The organism is Micromonospora sp. CPCC 205554 (assembly GCF_036902745.1).
Taxonomy (GTDB): Bacteria; Actinomycetota; Actinomycetes; order Mycobacteriales; family Micromonosporaceae; genus Micromonospora; species Micromonospora tulbaghiae.
The window spans coordinates 91783-106374 of sequence record NZ_JBAKHP010000002.1 but is presented as its reverse complement, the minus strand read 5'-3'; the positions used below and the strand labels follow the sequence as shown (position 1 = coordinate 106374).

Below are 14592 nucleotides of genomic sequence, written 5' to 3'. Positions count from 1 at the left end.
CTCAGCCGCGCGCGGAGATCTGCTGCACCGCCCACTCGTTGCCGTCCGGGTCGCGGAAGAACACGAAGCCGACGTTGTCCAGCGGGTGCGGCACCGGGCGGGGGTTCTGACCCATCACCTGGATCTCGCTCACCTCGACGCCCCGCTCGACCAGCTCGGCGCGCGCCCGCTCCAGGTCGGGCACGACGAGTTGCAGGCCCTTGAGGGAGCCCGGCGGCATCTCCGGTACGACGCCCCGGCCGAGGACGATCGAACAGCCGGAGCCCGGGGGAGTGAGTTGGACGATCCGCCCCGGGCCGCCCAGATCGGTGTCGTGGTCGACGGCGAAGCCGAGTTGCCTCGCGTAGAACTCCTTGGCCCGGTCCAGGTCGGAGACCGGCACGACCACCACTTCCAGCGTCCAGTTCACGTTGTCGCTCCTGTCGTCGAGTCGTTGTGCAGCACGGCCGTGAGCCGGTCGAACGCCTCGCTCAGGCCGCGGGTCATCGGATGGCGCAGGACGGTGTCGCGGCCCTGCGCGGTGGCGTACCGCAGGTGGGTGACGACAGTGGTCCGGTCCGCCGAACCGGTGAAGTCGTGACGTACCAGCGTCTCGCCCGGATAGGACTGGTCGTCGAACAGTTCGGTGCAGACCAGCCGCGCGGGCGGGTCGACCTCTCGGTACGTGCCGCCCTGGGCCATCAGGTCGCCGTCCGGTCCCCGGGACACGAACCGCCAGCGTCCGCCCACCCGCAGGTCCACCTCGCACTCGACCAGATGCCAGCCCCGCGCCCCCCACCAGCGGACCAGCAGCTCGGGGCGGGTGAAGGCGGCGAACACCAGGTGGCGCGGGGCGGCGAAGTCGCGGCTGAGCCGGATCTCCCGGTCGCCGTGCAGGGTCACGGCCAGGCCGGTCACCGCTGCTCCCCGGCGGTCAGCTCGGCGAGCACCTCGTCCAGGCGCGCGTAGCTCTCCGCCCAGTAGTCCCGGTAGTCCGCCAGCCACGCGACGGCCTCCCGCAGCGGCCGGGCGTCGAGCCGGCAGGGGCGGCGCTGGGCGTCCCGGCCCCGGGTGACCAGGCCGGCGCGTTCGAGCACCTTCAGGTGCTTGGAGACGGCGGGCTGGCTCATCGCGAACGGCTCGGCCAGCTCGGTGACAGTCGCCTCACCGGCGGCCAGCCGGGTGAGGATGGCCCGCCGGGTGGGGTCGGCGAGCGCGGCGAAGGTGGCGTCGAGCAGATCCGCGGACACGTTCATAACCTCCTGGTTGTGTAACCAGTCGGTTCTATACGCGGTCCTCGCCCGAGTCAAGCACCGGACGCGCGACAGGCCCCGGCGAACCGCCGGGGCCTGTCGGGGCAGGGGTGGATCAGCAGGCGTACGCCTCCAGCCGGTTCGCCCGCTCCGGGTCGCGCAGCTTGAGCAGCGTGACCTTCTCGATTTGCCGGATCCGCTCCCGGGACAGACCGAACTCGCGGCCGACCTCGTCCAGCGTGCGCTGCCGGCCGTCGTCCAGGCCGAAGCGCAGCCGGATCACCGCCTGCTCCCGCTGGGACAGCGTGGCCAGCACGATGCGGACCTCGTTGCGCAGCTCGCCGTTGGTGGCGGCGTCGCCCGGCTCGGCGCGCGGGTCCACGGCGGCGACGAAGTCGCCGAGCGCGCTCTCGCCGTCCTCGCCGACCGCCTGGTCCAGGCTGACCGGCTCCCGGTCGTAGGAGATCAGCTCGATCACCTGGAACTCCGGGATCTCCAGCGCCACGGCCACCTCGCTCACGGTGGGCTCGCGGCCCAGCGTCACCGACAGCTCGCGGCGTACCCGGACCATCCGGTTGACCTGCTCCACCATGTGCACGGGGATGCGGATGGTGCGGGCCTGGTCGGCCATGGCGCGGGTGATGGCCTGGCGGATCCACCAGGTGGCGTAGGTGGAGAACTTGTAGCCCTTGGTGTAGTCGAACTTCTCGACGGCGCGGATGAGGCCGAGGTTGCCCTCCTGGATCAGGTCGAGGAAGGCCATGCCGCGACCGGTGTAGCGCTTGGCGATGCTCACCACCAGCCGCAGGTTCGCCTCCAGCAGGTGGTCCTTGGCGGCGCGGCCCTCGGCCGCGATCAGCGCCAGGTCCGCGCGCAGCTCGGCGGAGACGGGGGTGCAGGTGGCCAGCTTCTCCTCGGCGAAGAGGCCGGCCTCGATCCGCTTGCTCAGCTCGACCTCCTGCGCCGCGGTGAGCAGCTTGGTGCGGCCGATGCCGTTCAGGTACGCCCGGACCAGGTCGGTGGAGACGCCGCGCTCGTCGGTGGCGTCGAGGTCCGTGAGGGTGACGTCCATGTCCTGGTGCTCGATCATCTGCTGGGTCATCTCTGTTCTCCCCGTGTCCGACGTGCCTACCGGTCCCGTGCCGCCCACGCGGTGGTGGCCGATGACAAACAGCTTGGCGGTCGGGGCGTGAGACGGGAGTGAGGCGATCGGGGACCCGACAGGAATCCTCGCGAGAATCCGGCATCCGCTTGCCCGGCGCGGTTACCGTGCCACCGACCGGCCGTCGGAGCCGGCCCGACACTGATGATCGGAGAACGTGGTGGTCTTCAAGCGGCTCATGCAGGCGATGGGTGTGGGCGGACCGTCGGTCGAGACGGTGCTGGCCAATCCGAACTGCCGCCCGGGCGGCGTTCTGGAGGGCCGGATCCAGGTGGTCGGTGGCGACCACCCGGTGGACGTGAGCTACGTCGCACTCGGCCTGGTCACGCGGGTCGAGGTGGAGAGCTCCGATTCGGAGTACGACGTCAACCAGGAGTTCGGCCGGGCCCAGATGACCGGCCCGTTCCGGCTGGAGCCGGGGCAGCGGCACGACGTGCCGTTCCGCTTCCAGGTGCCGTGGGAGACGCCGCTCACGGACCTGTACGGCCAGCACCTGCACGGCATGACGATGGGTCTGCGTACCGAGCTGGAGGTGGCGCGGGCGATGGACAAGGGCGACCTGGACCCGGTCGCGGTGCACCCGCTGCCCGCCCACGAGCGGCTGCTGGAGGCGCTGCTACGGCTGGGCTTCCGCTTCGCGCGCGCCGACGTCGAGCGTGGACACATCTACGGCCTGCACCAGCAGCTGCCCTTCTACCAGGAGATCGAGTTCTACCCGGCGCCGCAGTACGCGGGCGCGATGAACCAGCTGGAGGTCACCTTCGTGACCGATCCGCGCCAGGTCCACGTGGTGCTGGAGCTGGACAAGCGGGGTGGCCTGTTCACCGAGGGCCGCGACGCGTTCGGCCGGTTCACCGTGGACCACGCGACTGCGGACCGTACGGACTGGGCCGCCCAGCTCGACGGCTGGCTGCGTCAGTCGCTGTCCCGCCGAGGGCTGTTCTTCTGATCCTCAGAGGTCCAGCACGAGGGTTCGGGGACCGACGTTGACGCTCTCCACCAGCATGTGGGCGCGGAAGCGGCCGGTCTCCACCTTCGCGCCCCGCGCGCGCAGCTCCTCGACCACGGCGTCCACCAGGGGCTCGGCCACCTCGGCGGGCGCGGCGGCGGTCCAGCTCGGCCGCCGGCCCTTGCGGGCGTCGCCGTAGAGCGTGAACTGGCTGACCACGAGCAGCGGCGCCCCGACGTCGGCGGCGCTGCGCTCGTCGTCGAGGATCCGCAGCTCGTGCAGCTTGCGGGCCATCGTGGCGGCCACCCGCGGGGTGTCGGTGTGGGTGACGCCGAGCAGCACCAGCAGCCCGTCGGCGATCTCACCGGTCACCTCGTCGTCGACTGTCACCCGGGCCCGGCCGACGGTCTGCACTACCGCCCGCATCAGTCGGTCACCGGCTCGACGATGCCGCGCTCGACCAGGTGCGCCACGATCGGCCCGGCCGCCTCGGCCAGCTCGTCCGGTGCCACGTCGTGCGCGGCGGCCAGCAGGGCGAGCTGGTCGCGCAGCGGCAGGCGGCCGTCGGCGCCGCCGACCAGGGCGAGCACCAGCGGGTCGATCTCCTCCGACCAGCGCAGCCCGCGCGGCATGGCCAGGACCTGCCGGTCGACGGCCCAGCCGTCGTCGCCCATGGTGGCCTCCTGCCGCAGCTGGAGGCCGTCGGCGGCGCGGTAGCGGGCGGCGAGCAGGCCCTCGGTGTCCCGGGCGCGCAGCCAGTCCTGCCGGGCGAACCACTCGCCGATCCGGTCGCCCAGCGGTGGCTCGACCCGCTGGCGCAGGTCCTCCACCCGGACGACCGGCTGGTCGTGGCCGGAGCGGCGCAGCGAGACGATGCCGAAGCCGATCGCCTCCACCTTGTGCGCGTCGAACCAGTCCAGCCAGGCCGCCATCCGCTGCGGGTCGGCGCTCTCGCCGACGTCGGTGAGCCAGAGGTTCACGTACGCCATCGGGTCGGCCACCTCGCGCTGGATCACCCAGGCGTCCAGGCCGGTGCCGGCGAACCAGCCGGTGACCCGCTCGGCCCAGTCCTCGCCGGTGACGTGCACCCAGTTGGCCAGGTACTGCATGGTGCCGCCCTCGGTGAGCAGGTCCGGCGCGGCGGCGGCCAGTTCCGCGCCGATCGCGTCGCCGACCCGGCCGGAGTCCCGGTAGACGTGCGTGGTGGTGCCCGGGCCGACCACGAAGGGCGGGTTGCTGACCACCAGGTCGAAGCGGCGCCCGGCCACCGGGGCGACCATGTCGCCGCGCAGCAGCTCCCAGTCCTGCCCGTTGAGCGCGGCGGTGGTGGCGGCGAAGCGCAGCGCCCGCTCGGAGACGTCGGTGGCGGTGACCCGGCGGGCGTGGGTGCCCAGGTGCAGCGCCTGGACGCCGGAGCCGGTGCCGAGGTCGAGCGCGGTGTCCACGGTCGGGCGTACCGCGGCCGAGATCAGCGTCTGGGTGGCGCCGCCGATGCCCAGCACGTGCTCGGCGTGCAGCGGGCGCCCGGGCCGCGCGGCGGCCGGCACGTCGGCGAGCACCCACCAGTCGTCCCCGTACGGCTCCAGGTCGACCCCGGCGCGCAGGCCGTCGCCGTGCCGCTCCACGATGCCCCCGGCCAGCGCCTCGTCCACGGCGAGCGGGGCCAGCGCGGCGGCCACCGCCGCCTCCGGCTCGGTCTGGTCGCAGATGAAGACCCGGATCAGCGTGGCCAGCCGGTCCCGGTCCTCGGTGGCGCGCAGCGCGGCCCGGTAGTCGTTGCGGGCCACCGCGCCGGTGGCCTGCGGGCCCAGGCGGTCGGCGATCCCGTTGGCGGTGAAGCGGGCGAGCGTCAGCGCGGTGCGCAGCGCGTCGACCCCGGCGGGGGAGAGCAGCATGTCGTGACGGTCCACGTGCTCATCCTGCCCCGGGCGCCGTCCGGCGTGGCGCGGCACCCGCCGAATCCATAACGCCGACCGTATCTATCGGCAACTATCTCTTTCATGTTTATCGATCTCTGGCTAGCATTCCTGCCAACATCCGTCGATGGGGCGATCCGGCCACAAACCGGGCCGCCCGGTAGGGAGCCAGACGATGCCCGACGTGTCCCTTCCCCGGCGGCGCGCGCTGCGTGCGCTCGCCGTCACGGCCGCCGCCGCGGCCTTCGCCGCCGCCGCCTCCACGCCCGCTCTCGCCGCACCCACCGGGGAGATTCGGTACGCCGGTGCCGCCGACGCCGTCAGCGGCAGCTACGTGGTCGTGCTCAAGGGCGACGCGGTCGGCACCGCGAACACCCTCGCCGCCCGTACCGCCGTGCCGGACCGGGCCGCCGGCCTGGCCAAGCGCTACGGCGGCAACGTCGGCACGGTGTGGAGCTCCGCTCTCACCGGCTACAGCGCGAAGATGACGCCCGCCCAGGCGCGCCGGCTCGCCGCCGACCCGGCCGTCGCGTACGTCGAGCAGGACCGCGTCATGACCACCCAGGGCACCCAGACCGGCGCCACCTGGGGTCTGGACCGGATCGACCAGCGCAACCTGCCGCTGAACAGCACCTTCACCTACCCGAACACCGCCAGCAACGTGCGCGCCTACATCATCGACACGGGCATCCGCACCACGCACAGCGACTTCGGCGGCCGGGCCACCTGGGGCACCAACACGGTCGACACCAACAACACCGACTGCAACGGCCACGGCACGCACGTCGCCGGCACCGTCGGCGGCACCAAGTACGGCGTGGCCAAGAGCGTGCGCCTGGTGGCCGTCAAGGTGCTCAACTGCTCCGGCAGCGGCACCACCGCCGGCGTGATCAGCGGCGTCAACTGGGTCACCTCGAACGCGGTGAAGCCGGCCGTGGCGAACATGAGCCTCGGCGGCGGCGCCAGCACCACGCTGGACAACGCGGTGGCCAACTCGATCAACTCCGGCATCACGTACGCGCTGGCGGCCGGCAACTCCAGCGCCAACGCGTGCAACTCCTCGCCCGCCCGGGTCGGCGCGGCGATCACGGTGGGCGCCACCACCAGCACCGACGCCCGTGCCTCCTACTCCAACTACGGCTCCTGCGTCGACATCTTCGCTCCGGGCTCGTCGATCACCTCGGCGTGGCGCACGAGCGACACCTCGACCAACACGATCAGCGGCACGTCGATGGCGTCCCCGCACGTGGCCGGCGCGGCGGCGCTCGTGCTGTCCGCGAACACCTCCTACACCCCGGCCCAGGTGGCCAGCTACCTGACCAGCAACGCCACCACCGGCAAGGTGACCAGCCCGGGCTCGGGCTCGCCGAACCGGCTGCTCTTCGTCGTCAACTGACGACACGGGTGACCTGACCACTCCGTGGGCCGCGGCCCGGTGGACCTCCCAGGGTCCGCCGGGCCGCGTCACGTCGTCGGGGAGTCGGCGCCCGTACCGGGCGGGCGGGGCGGCACTATGGTCCCCATGACGCTGTCACTGCCCATCGACCCGCAGGCGAACGAACTGCTGGCGCGCAGCCCGCTGGCCCTGCTCCTCGGGATGGTGCTGGACCAGCAGGTGCCGATGGAGAAGGCGTTCTCCTCCCCGTACGTGCTGGCGCAGCGGCTCGGCCACGAGCCGGACGCCGCGGAACTTGCCGGGTACGACCCGGAGGCGCTGGTGGAGATCTTCGCCCGTCCGCCCGCGCTGCACCGGTTCCCCAAGGCGATGGCGGCCCGCGTGCAGGAGGTGTGCCGGGCGCTCGTCGAGCGCTACGACGGCGACCCGGCCCGGCTCTGGTCGGACGTGACCGACGGCCGGGAACTGCTGCGCCGGGTGGGTGAGCTGCCCGGGTTCGGCCGGCAGAAGGCGCAGATCTTCGTCGCGCTGCTCGGCAAGCGGTTCGGGATCGTCCCGGACGGCTGGCGCGAGGCGGCCGGTGACTACGGCGACGCGGACGCCCACCGGTCGGTCGCGGACGTGACCGATCCGGAGTCGCTGCGCCGGGTACGCGAGTTCAAGCAGCGGATGAAGGCGGAGGCGAAGGCCGCGAAGGGCTGATCCGCCGCCCGCCGCCGCAACCGGCCCGCCGCCGCTGTCGTTGGTCGCCAGGACGGGGGACGGGAGCGGACGATGACCGAGCAGCGGGGCGGGGCGCTGCTGCGTACCGCGTCCAGTCCCGGCCGGGCGACGTTCCTGGAGCTCTTCTTCGACCTGGTCTTCGTGTTCGCGCTGACCCGGGTCTCGCAGCGCCTGATCAACGGCATCGACGGCTCCGTCGGCGCGGTGGCCGCCGACGTCGGCCGCACCCTGCTGCTGTTCCTGGTGCTCTGGCAGGTCTGGATCATCACCACGTGGGTGACCAGCCGGTACGAGCCGGAGCGCGTCGTCATCCAGGTGGTGGTGGTCGGCACCATGTTCGGCAGCCTGGTGCTGGGCGTGACGCTGCCCCGAGCGCTGGAGGAGCGGGCCCTGCCGTTCGCGCTCGCGTACGTGGTGGTGATGGTCGGCCGGCCGCTGCTGATCGCGGCGGCGTTGCGCGCCCACCCGCGGCGGCTGGTCCCGGTGCGGCTGGCCGCCTGGGCGGTGGCCAGCGCCCCGCTGTGGCTCGCCGGCGCGCTGATGCCCGGCCCGCGCCTGGCGCTGTGGGTCGTGGCGATCGCGGTGGACCACCTGGGCACGTTCCTGGGCTGGCCGCTGCCCTGGATCGGGGCGTCGCGCACCCGGGGGTGGCTGGTCACCGGGGAACATCTCGCGGAGCGCTACCAGCAGATCTTCCTCATCGCGCTGGGCGAGTCGATCCTGGTCATCGGGGTGACGTACAGCGGGAAGGAGTTCTCCGGCGAGGCCGCCGCGGCGTTCGCGATCTCGTTCCTGATCACCGCGTTGCTCTGGCGGATCTACTTCTACCGGGCGGGTCACCTGCTCGCGCAGGCGTTGCGGACGGCCGGCGCGCCGGGGCGACTGGCCGAGTCGGCGTCGCAGACCCACCTGTTCATGGTGCTCGGGGTGCTCAGCGCCGCGGTCGGCTACGAGCTGGTCATCGCCCATCCGTACGACACGGCCCGGCCGAGCTGGCTGGTCTTCGTGGTGGGCGGCCCGGCGCTGTTCCTGGCCGCCCGGTCCCGGTTCGAGTACGAGATCTTCGGCCGGGTGTCCCGCCCCCGGCTGGGCGGGCTGCTGGTCCTGGCGCTGCTCCTGCCCGTGCTGGCGGCCGTGCCGGCGATGTTCGCGCTCGGCGCGGTGGCTCTCGTGCTGGCGCTGGTCGCGTTCGCCGACGCCCGCCGCGCCTGGCGCCGCCCGCTGGAGCCCTCCGCCTCGCCGATCGGGCGGGAGACGCTCGGCGAGGCCGGCCCCGAGGCGTGAGCCGTCAGGCGGCGGTCGGGCGGGACAGGGACGCCAGCGCGCGGCGTACGTCCGCCAGCGAGACGGTGGCGGAGTCGTCCAGGTCGGCCAGGCCGGCCTCGATCCACTGCCGCATCAGCGTGGTCACCCCGATGCCGCGCGCGTCGGCGGCGGCGCGGACCCGCTCGTACGTCTCCAGCGGGAGCCGCACCGACCGGCTGACCATCGGCACGTCGGTGTCGGGGGTGGGCAGCTGCGCCGGTGACGTGTCGTCGATCAGGTCGGCGAACGCGTCGCCTCCGGCGTGGAACCGCTTGGTCGCCTCGTCACGGTGCATAGTGACCGCCTCCTCGTCGGCGTGAGTTCCGCACCGCCTCGTCGTAGCGCTTGGCCTCGACGTCGCTCAGCTCGCGGGCGGAGAGGATGTCCCAGTCGTTGTCGGTGCCGTCGGCCTCGGCCAGCAGCACGGCGAGCCGCCGGCCCCGGTGGTCGGTGGCGTAGACCACCATGACGTCGTCCCCGAGGTGGCGGATGACCCGGCGGTTGCTGTGCAGGGCCTCCCAGACTTCCCCGGGTGTGACGTCGTAGACCCGCAGGTTCGCCAGCGCCTCGTCGGTGAAGCTGAACCGGTTGGCCACGGGCGAAGCGTACCACGCGCGTAACACGCACCGGGCTGTCACGATTTTCGCCGATCATCCGTCCGGAGTGACAGGATGGGCCCTATCCCCTCGTAGGAGGTCCGTGGTGAAGCGTCAGGCGTACCAGCCGATACTGATCACCGACGCCCCGCGCAGCCAGGACGACCAGCTCAACAGCCGGCAGAAGCGGTACGTGCTGATGATGGCCATCCGGGTCGCGTGTCTGGTGGCCGGCGCGATCCTGGTCGGCGTGAAGGCCCCGCTGCTCTGGCTCTGGCTGCCGCTGTGCGCGCTCGGCATGGTGCTCGTGCCCTGGCTGGCGGTGCTGCTGGCGAACGACCGGCCGCCCAAGGAGGAGCACCGCCTGGCGAACCGGTTCCAGAACCGGCACCGCGAGGAGCCCGCTCCCACGGCCCTCACCGCCGAGGAGAACCCGCACAAGATCATCGACGCCGAGCCCTGACCGGCCCGGGCGGAGCGCCGCCCGGACCGGCCACCGGCGTCAGGGAGCCGGGCGGGCGCCCACAGTCGTCACGGCGAGCGCGCCCAGGTCACCGGCCCGCGCCAGCGCGGCACGCGGGTCGGCGCCGGCCAGCCACGCGGTGAGCAGCCCGGCCGCGAACGCGTCCCCGGCGCCGGTCACGTCGACCACGTCCACCCCGGGCGCGGGCGCGAACTCCACCACACCGCCGCGCTCCACCCACACCGCGCCCGCCGCGCCGCGCTTGACCACCACCCGGTGCGCCACCGCGGTCAGCGCCCGGGCCTGCGCCGCCGGGTCCAGCCCGCCGGCCAGCACCGTCGCCTCGTCCGTGTTGACCAGCAGCAGGTCGACGTCGCGTACCCAGGTCAGGAACGCCCCGCCGACGCGCCGCAGCGGCGCCGCGGACGCCGCGTCGACGCTGACGGTCAGCCCGCGCTCGCGGGCCGTGGCCAGCGCGCGCAGGCCGGCGCCGCGCGACCCGACGTCCAACAGGGTGTACGCGGACAGGTGCAGATGCCCGGCGTCGGGCGCGGCGGCCAGCGCCGCGTCCACGTGCCCGGCGGTCAGCCGCAGGTTCGCGCCCCGCTGACTGATCATCGTGCGCTCCCCGTCGTGGGCGAGCACGATGACGGTGCCGGTCGGGTAGCCCTCGTGCCGCTCCACCGCGCACTCGACACCGATCCGGGTCAGCTCGGCCACCCGCTCCCGGCCGGTCTCGTCGTCACCGACGGCGGCGACGAGCGTCACCGCCGCGCCCTGCCCGGCGAGCCAGGCCGCGGTGTTCGCCGCCTGTCCGCCGCCGCTGAACCGGATCCCGGCCGCGGTGTCCGAGCCGGTCGCCAGCGGCCCGGACAGCACCGCGAGCACGTCGGTGATCACGTCGCCGACGACGACGATGCGCGGCGTCGCGCTCATGGGGTGGTGGCCGCGGCGACCGCGATCCGGGCCGCGAGGTCGGCGTTGCGCAGGATGATCCGGACGTTCACGGTCAGGCTCGCGCCCTCGGTCGCGGCGTGGAAGTGCGACAGCAGGAACGGGGTGACCGCCTTGCCGGTGACGCCCTCGCGGGCCAGCGCCGCCAGCCCCTCGGCGAGCGTGCGGTCGTGCAGCGCCGGGTCGAGCTGCTCGTCGGCGGGCAGCGGGTTGGCCACCACCAGTCCGCCGTGGTGCACGCCGTGCGCCGCGCGGGCGGCCAGCACGTCCGCCACCTGCTCCGGCGACTCGACCGACCAGTCCAGGTCGAAGCCCGCGTCGGTGAGGTAGAAGCCGGGGAAGCGGCGGGTGCGGTAGCCGACCACGCCCACCCCGAGCGTTTCCAGCCGCTCCAGCGTGGCCCCCACGTCCAGGATCGACTTCACCCCGGCGCAGACCACGGCGATCGGCGTCCGGGCCAGCGTGACCAGGTCGGCCGACTCGTCGAAGGTCTGCGCCGCCTCGCGGTGCACGCCGCCGAGCCCGCCGGTGGCGAACACGCCGATCCCGGCCGCCGCCGCGACCGCGCTGGTGGCCGCGACGGTGGTGGCGCCGTCGGCTCCGGTGGCCGCCGCCGGGGCCAGGTCGCGGACCGAGAGCTTGCTCACGCCGTCGACGGTGGCGAGCCGGGTGAGCTGGTCGTCGTCCAGCCCGACCCGCAGCTCACCGGCGACCATGCCGATGGTGGCCGGCACCGCCCCCGCGTCCCGTACCGCCTGCTCGATCTCGCGTGCCACGCGCAGGTTGTCCGGCCGGGGCAGCCCGTGCGAGACGATCGTGCTCTCCAACGCCACGACCGGGCGGCCGTCCCGCAGGGCGTCGGCCACCTCACTACCGAGACTGATGTGAAAATTGGTCACGTCGGTTACCGTACGGGCCGCTTCCGGCCGGGGCCCAGGTGGACCGGGGCGGACCGACCTGCAAAACTGGAACGCCGGAGGTGTAGTCGTGAGCACAGAGGTTCTCGAGCGTCCCGAGCTGAAGGACGCGGACACTGGTCCGGAGATGTTCCACTACGTCCGCAAGGAGAAGATCGCCGAGAGTGCCGTCATGGGCACCTACGTGGTCGCGCTCTGCGGCGAGACGTTCCCGGTCACCAAGGCGGCCAAGCCGGGCTCGCCGGTGTGCCCGAAGTGCAAGGAGATCTACGACTCGTACGCCGAGTGATCCCGGGCGGCTCCGCCGCCCCTGGACGTAACCTGCGGCGGTGACCACCTCCACCGCCCTTCTGCTCGCCGATCTGACCGGCGTGGCGGTCTTCGCCGCCTCCGGCGCCTCCGCGGCGGTGGCGAAACGGCTCGACCTGTTCGGGGTGGTCTTCGTCGGCGTGGTCGCCGCGCTCGGCGGCGGCATCTTCCGCGACCTGGCGATCGACGAGGTACCCCCGCTGGCGTTCGCCGACTGGCGCTACGCCGCCACCGCTGCCGTCACCGCCACCGCCGTGTTCTGGCTGCACCCGCAACTCGCCCGGCTGCGCACCACGGTGCTGGTGCTCGACGCGGCCGGCCTCGGCCTGTTCACCGTCACCGGCACGCTCAAGGCCCTCGACGCCGCCGTGCCGGCCGTCGGCGCCTGCATGATCGGCATGCTCACCGCGATCGGTGGTGGGCTGGGCCGCGACCTGCTCACCGGCGAGATCCCGGTGGTGCTGCGCCGCGAGATCTACGCGCTCGCCGCGCTCGCCGGCTCGATCGCGGTGGCGCTGCTGTCGGCGTGCGGACAGGCCACCGCCGTGCCGCTCACCGGCGCCGCGCTGTTCGTGTTCGGGCTGCGCCTGATCGCGCTGCGCCGCCGCTGGTCCGCCCCGGTGGCGACGATGCGGCCGCCGCGCACCGGCACCCGGGGACCACTGACCTGACCCGCCGTGCGCCGGGGTGGGCGGATGTGACAGGCGTGGCGTCGAGTGGGGCGTACGGCCCGCGCTGGTTATGCTGAACCGGCCTTCGCGGCACCGGATGCGCGAGGGCGTTTTCATGGGCGGCGGCTCCCGTGGCCCCGGTCGGGCCCGCCGCCGTCCGCGGCGGAGAGGAGCTACGCGTGCCACCGCGGATGCCGGCGCTCGACACGTTCCCGCCCCTGCGCGCCTGGCAACGCAAGGCGCTCGTGGAATACCTGCGCCGCCGGACCGAGGACTTCACCGCGGTCGCCACGCCCGGCGCCGGTAAGACCACGTTCGCGCTGCGCATCGCCGCCGAGCTGCTCGCCGACGGCAGCGTCGAGGCGGTCACCGTGGTCGCGCCGACCGAGCACCTGAAGACCCAGTGGGCGCAGGCCGCCGCCCGGGTCGGCATCCAGCTCGACGCCGCGTTCCGCAACGCCGACCTGCACTCCGCGGCCGACTTCCACGGCGCGGTGGTCACCTACGCCCAGGTGGGCATGGCGCCGCAGGTGCACCGGCGCCGCACCATGACCCGCCGCACGCTGGTCATCCTCGACGAGATCCACCACGCCGGCGACTCCCGTACCTGGGGCGACGGCGTCAAGGCGGCGTTCGAGCCCGCGGTACGCCGGCTGATGCTCACCGGTACGCCGTTCCGCTCCGACGACAACCCGATCCCGTTCGTCAGCTACGAGCGCGGCGGCGACGGGCTGCTGCGCTCCCGCGCCGACTCGGTCTACGGCTACTCCGACGCGCTGCGCGACGGCGTGGTCCGGCCGGTGCTGTTCCTGGCGTACTCGGGGGAGACCCGGTGGCGCACCAACGCCGGCGAGGAGCTGGCCGCCCGCCTCGGCGAACCGATGACGCAGGACCTGATCGCCCAGGCGTGGCGTACCGCGCTGGACCCGGCCGGCGACTGGATGCCGCAGGTGCTGCGCGCCGCCGACGCCCGGCTGAGCGTGCTGCGCGCCAACGGCATGCCTGATGCGGGCGGCCTGGTCATCGCCAGCGACCAGCAGGTGGCCCGCTCGTACGCGAAGCTGCTGGAGCAGGTGACCGGTGAGAAGGCCGCCGTGGTGCTCTCCGACGACCAGGGCGCGTCCGCCCGGATCGCGACGTTCGCCGCCTCCCGGCAACGGTGGCTGGTCGCGGTGCGGATGGTGTCCGAGGGCGTCGACATCCCCCGGCTCGCCGTCGGCGTGTACGCGACGAGCGCCAGCACCCCGCTGTACTTCGCGCAGGCGATCGGCCGGTTCGTCCGGGCCCGCCGCTCCGGCGAGACCGCGTCGGTGTTCCTGCCCAGCGTGCCGCACCTGCTCGGGCTCGCCAGCGAGATGGAGGCCGAGCGGGACCACGTGCTCGGCAAGCCGAAGGACCGCGAGGGCTTCGACGACGACCTGCTGGAGCGTGCCCAGCGCGACGACGGCGCGAGCGGGGAGCTGGAGAAGCGTTTCGCCGCGCTCTCCGCGACCGCCGAGCTGGATCAGGTGATCTTCGACGGGGCGTCGTTCGGCACCGCCGCCCAGGCCGGTACGCCGGAGGAGGAGGAATACCTCGGCCTGCCCGGGTTGCTCACCGCCGACCAGGTCTCGCTGCTGCTCACCAAGCGGCAGGCCGAACAGCTCGCCGCGCAGAAGCGCCGGGCCGCCCAGCGGACCGCTGAGCCGGCCGCTGCGGCCCCGGCGGCGGCGCCCCCACCGATGAGTGCCGCCCAGCGCCGGGTGGCGCTACGGCGGCAGCTGAACGCCCTGGTGGCCGCCCGGCACCATCACACCGGCCAGCCGCACGGCAAGATCCATGCCGAGCTGCGCCGGATCTGCGGCGGCCCGCCCAGCGCGCAGGCCACGATCGAGCAGCTCGAAGAGCGCATCGCCACCGTGCAGACCCTCTGACGGGCCGGCCGGGCACGCGTCGGCCGGGCACGGGCCGGCCGGGCACGAAAAACCGGCCGGAGGCTCCCCTTGCGGGTGCCTCCGGC

At 73.5% G+C, this 14592-nt stretch carries 18 protein-coding genes; 8 read left to right on the top strand and 10 right to left on the bottom strand.

Annotated features, from left to right (window positions below; translation table 11 throughout):
* Position 1: 1 nt before the first annotated feature.
* The 4 genes from V6U82_RS03540 to sigB form a co-directional block, all read right to left on the bottom strand.
* The gene (locus V6U82_RS03540; RefSeq protein ID WP_334459165.1) at positions 2 to 409 is read right to left on the bottom strand and encodes a VOC family protein; all 408 of its coding nucleotides are present in this window, start codon (positions 407 to 409) and stop codon (positions 2 to 4) included.
* On the bottom strand, positions 406 to 897 hold the full coding sequence (locus V6U82_RS03535) for an SRPBCC family protein (protein ID WP_334459164.1): 492 nt from the start codon (positions 895 to 897) through the stop codon (positions 406 to 408). Before V6U82_RS03535 ends, V6U82_RS03540 begins: the two co-directional genes overlap by 4 nt.
* Positions 894 to 1235, bottom strand: a complete 342-nt coding sequence (locus V6U82_RS03530; protein ID WP_209310246.1) for an ArsR/SmtB family transcription factor — start codon at positions 1233 to 1235, stop codon at positions 894 to 896. Before V6U82_RS03530 ends, V6U82_RS03535 begins: the two co-directional genes overlap by 4 nt.
* A 112-nt stretch (positions 1236 to 1347) precedes the next feature.
* On the bottom strand, positions 1348 to 2334 hold the full coding sequence (gene sigB / locus V6U82_RS03525; RefSeq protein WP_120571035.1) for an RNA polymerase sigma factor SigB: 987 nt from the start codon (positions 2332 to 2334) through the stop codon (positions 1348 to 1350).
* 220 nt (positions 2335 to 2554) lie between these two features.
* Between sigB and V6U82_RS03520 the strand changes: the two genes are divergently transcribed.
* Complete coding sequence (locus V6U82_RS03520; RefSeq protein WP_121684305.1) at positions 2555 to 3343, top strand: sporulation protein; 789 nt, start codon at positions 2555 to 2557, stop codon at positions 3341 to 3343.
* Between the two features lie 3 nt (positions 3344 to 3346).
* Here the strand turns inward: V6U82_RS03520 and dtd are convergent, their stop codons facing one another.
* A complete protein-coding gene (gene dtd, locus V6U82_RS03515; RefSeq protein ID WP_334459160.1) occupies positions 3347 to 3769 on the bottom strand; it encodes a D-aminoacyl-tRNA deacylase in 423 nt (140 codons plus the stop codon).
* Positions 3769 to 5253: a DUF7782 domain-containing protein gene (locus tag V6U82_RS03510; RefSeq protein ID WP_334459159.1), complete on the bottom strand. Its 1485-nt coding sequence runs from the start codon at positions 5251 to 5253 to the stop codon at positions 3769 to 3771. The genes dtd and V6U82_RS03510 overlap by 1 nt, the downstream gene beginning before the upstream one ends.
* A gap of 181 nt (positions 5254 to 5434) precedes the next feature.
* On the opposite strand from V6U82_RS03510, the gene V6U82_RS03505 reads away from it, so the two are divergent.
* The 3 genes from V6U82_RS03505 to V6U82_RS03495 all read left to right on the top strand — a co-directional run bounded on the left by V6U82_RS03505 (position 5435) and on the right by V6U82_RS03495 (position 8662).
* Positions 5435 to 6655: a S8 family peptidase gene (locus tag V6U82_RS03505; protein ID WP_334459158.1), complete on the top strand. Its 1221-nt coding sequence runs from the start codon at positions 5435 to 5437 to the stop codon at positions 6653 to 6655.
* A gap of 117 nt (positions 6656 to 6772) precedes the next feature.
* Complete coding sequence (locus V6U82_RS03500) at positions 6773 to 7357, top strand: HhH-GPD-type base excision DNA repair protein (RefSeq protein ID WP_128138402.1); 585 nt, start codon at positions 6773 to 6775, stop codon at positions 7355 to 7357.
* Positions 7358 to 7429: 72 nt separating this feature from the next.
* Positions 7430 to 8662 carry a low temperature requirement protein A gene (locus tag V6U82_RS03495; protein ID WP_334459157.1) on the top strand — a complete coding sequence of 411 codons (1233 nt, stop codon included), beginning with the start codon at positions 7430 to 7432 and terminating at the stop codon, positions 8660 to 8662.
* A 4-nt stretch (positions 8663 to 8666) separates the two neighbouring features.
* Here the strand turns inward: V6U82_RS03495 and V6U82_RS03490 are convergent, their stop codons facing one another.
* Both V6U82_RS03490 and V6U82_RS03485 read right to left on the bottom strand, forming a co-directional pair.
* Entirely contained in the window at positions 8667 to 8978 is a 312-nt protein-coding gene (locus V6U82_RS03490; protein ID WP_013284778.1) for a hypothetical protein, read from the bottom strand.
* Positions 8968 to 9279, bottom strand: a complete 312-nt coding sequence (locus tag V6U82_RS03485) for a hypothetical protein (RefSeq protein ID WP_258545365.1) — start codon at positions 9277 to 9279, stop codon at positions 8968 to 8970. The genes V6U82_RS03490 and V6U82_RS03485 overlap by 11 nt, the downstream gene beginning before the upstream one ends.
* 106 nt (positions 9280 to 9385) lie before the next feature.
* Between V6U82_RS03485 and V6U82_RS03480 the strand changes: the two genes are divergently transcribed.
* Positions 9386 to 9742 carry a DUF3099 domain-containing protein gene (locus tag V6U82_RS03480; RefSeq protein WP_128138725.1) on the top strand — a complete coding sequence of 119 codons (357 nt, stop codon included), beginning with the start codon at positions 9386 to 9388 and terminating at the stop codon, positions 9740 to 9742.
* 39 nt (positions 9743 to 9781) lie between these two features.
* Here V6U82_RS03480 and V6U82_RS03475 read toward each other — a convergent pair whose 3' ends face one another.
* Both V6U82_RS03475 and V6U82_RS03470 read right to left on the bottom strand, forming a co-directional pair.
* The gene (locus V6U82_RS03475; RefSeq protein ID WP_334459155.1) at positions 9782 to 10678 is read right to left on the bottom strand and encodes a carbohydrate kinase family protein; all 897 of its coding nucleotides are present in this window, start codon (positions 10676 to 10678) and stop codon (positions 9782 to 9784) included.
* Entirely contained in the window at positions 10675 to 11595 is a 921-nt protein-coding gene (locus V6U82_RS03470; RefSeq protein WP_334459153.1) for a pseudouridine-5'-phosphate glycosidase, read from the bottom strand. The genes V6U82_RS03475 and V6U82_RS03470 overlap by 4 nt, the downstream gene beginning before the upstream one ends.
* 88 nt (positions 11596 to 11683) lie before the next feature.
* Between V6U82_RS03470 and V6U82_RS03465 the strand changes: the two genes are divergently transcribed.
* The 3 genes from V6U82_RS03465 (at position 11684) to V6U82_RS03455 (ending at position 14506) form a co-directional block, all read left to right on the top strand.
* Positions 11684 to 11902, top strand: coding sequence for a DUF3039 domain-containing protein (locus V6U82_RS03465; protein WP_013284783.1), 219 nt, complete (start codon positions 11684 to 11686; stop codon positions 11900 to 11902).
* Positions 11903 to 11942: 40 nt separating this feature from the next.
* Positions 11943 to 12593 (top strand): trimeric intracellular cation channel family protein, encoded by a 651-nt coding sequence (locus tag V6U82_RS03460; RefSeq protein WP_194802997.1) that lies wholly within the window; start codon positions 11943 to 11945, stop codon positions 12591 to 12593.
* 191 nt (positions 12594 to 12784) lie between these two features.
* On the top strand, positions 12785 to 14506 hold the full coding sequence (locus V6U82_RS03455) for a DEAD/DEAH box helicase (protein WP_334459654.1): 1722 nt from the start codon (positions 12785 to 12787) through the stop codon (positions 14504 to 14506).
* The last annotated feature ends 86 nt before the right edge of the window (positions 14507 to 14592 follow it).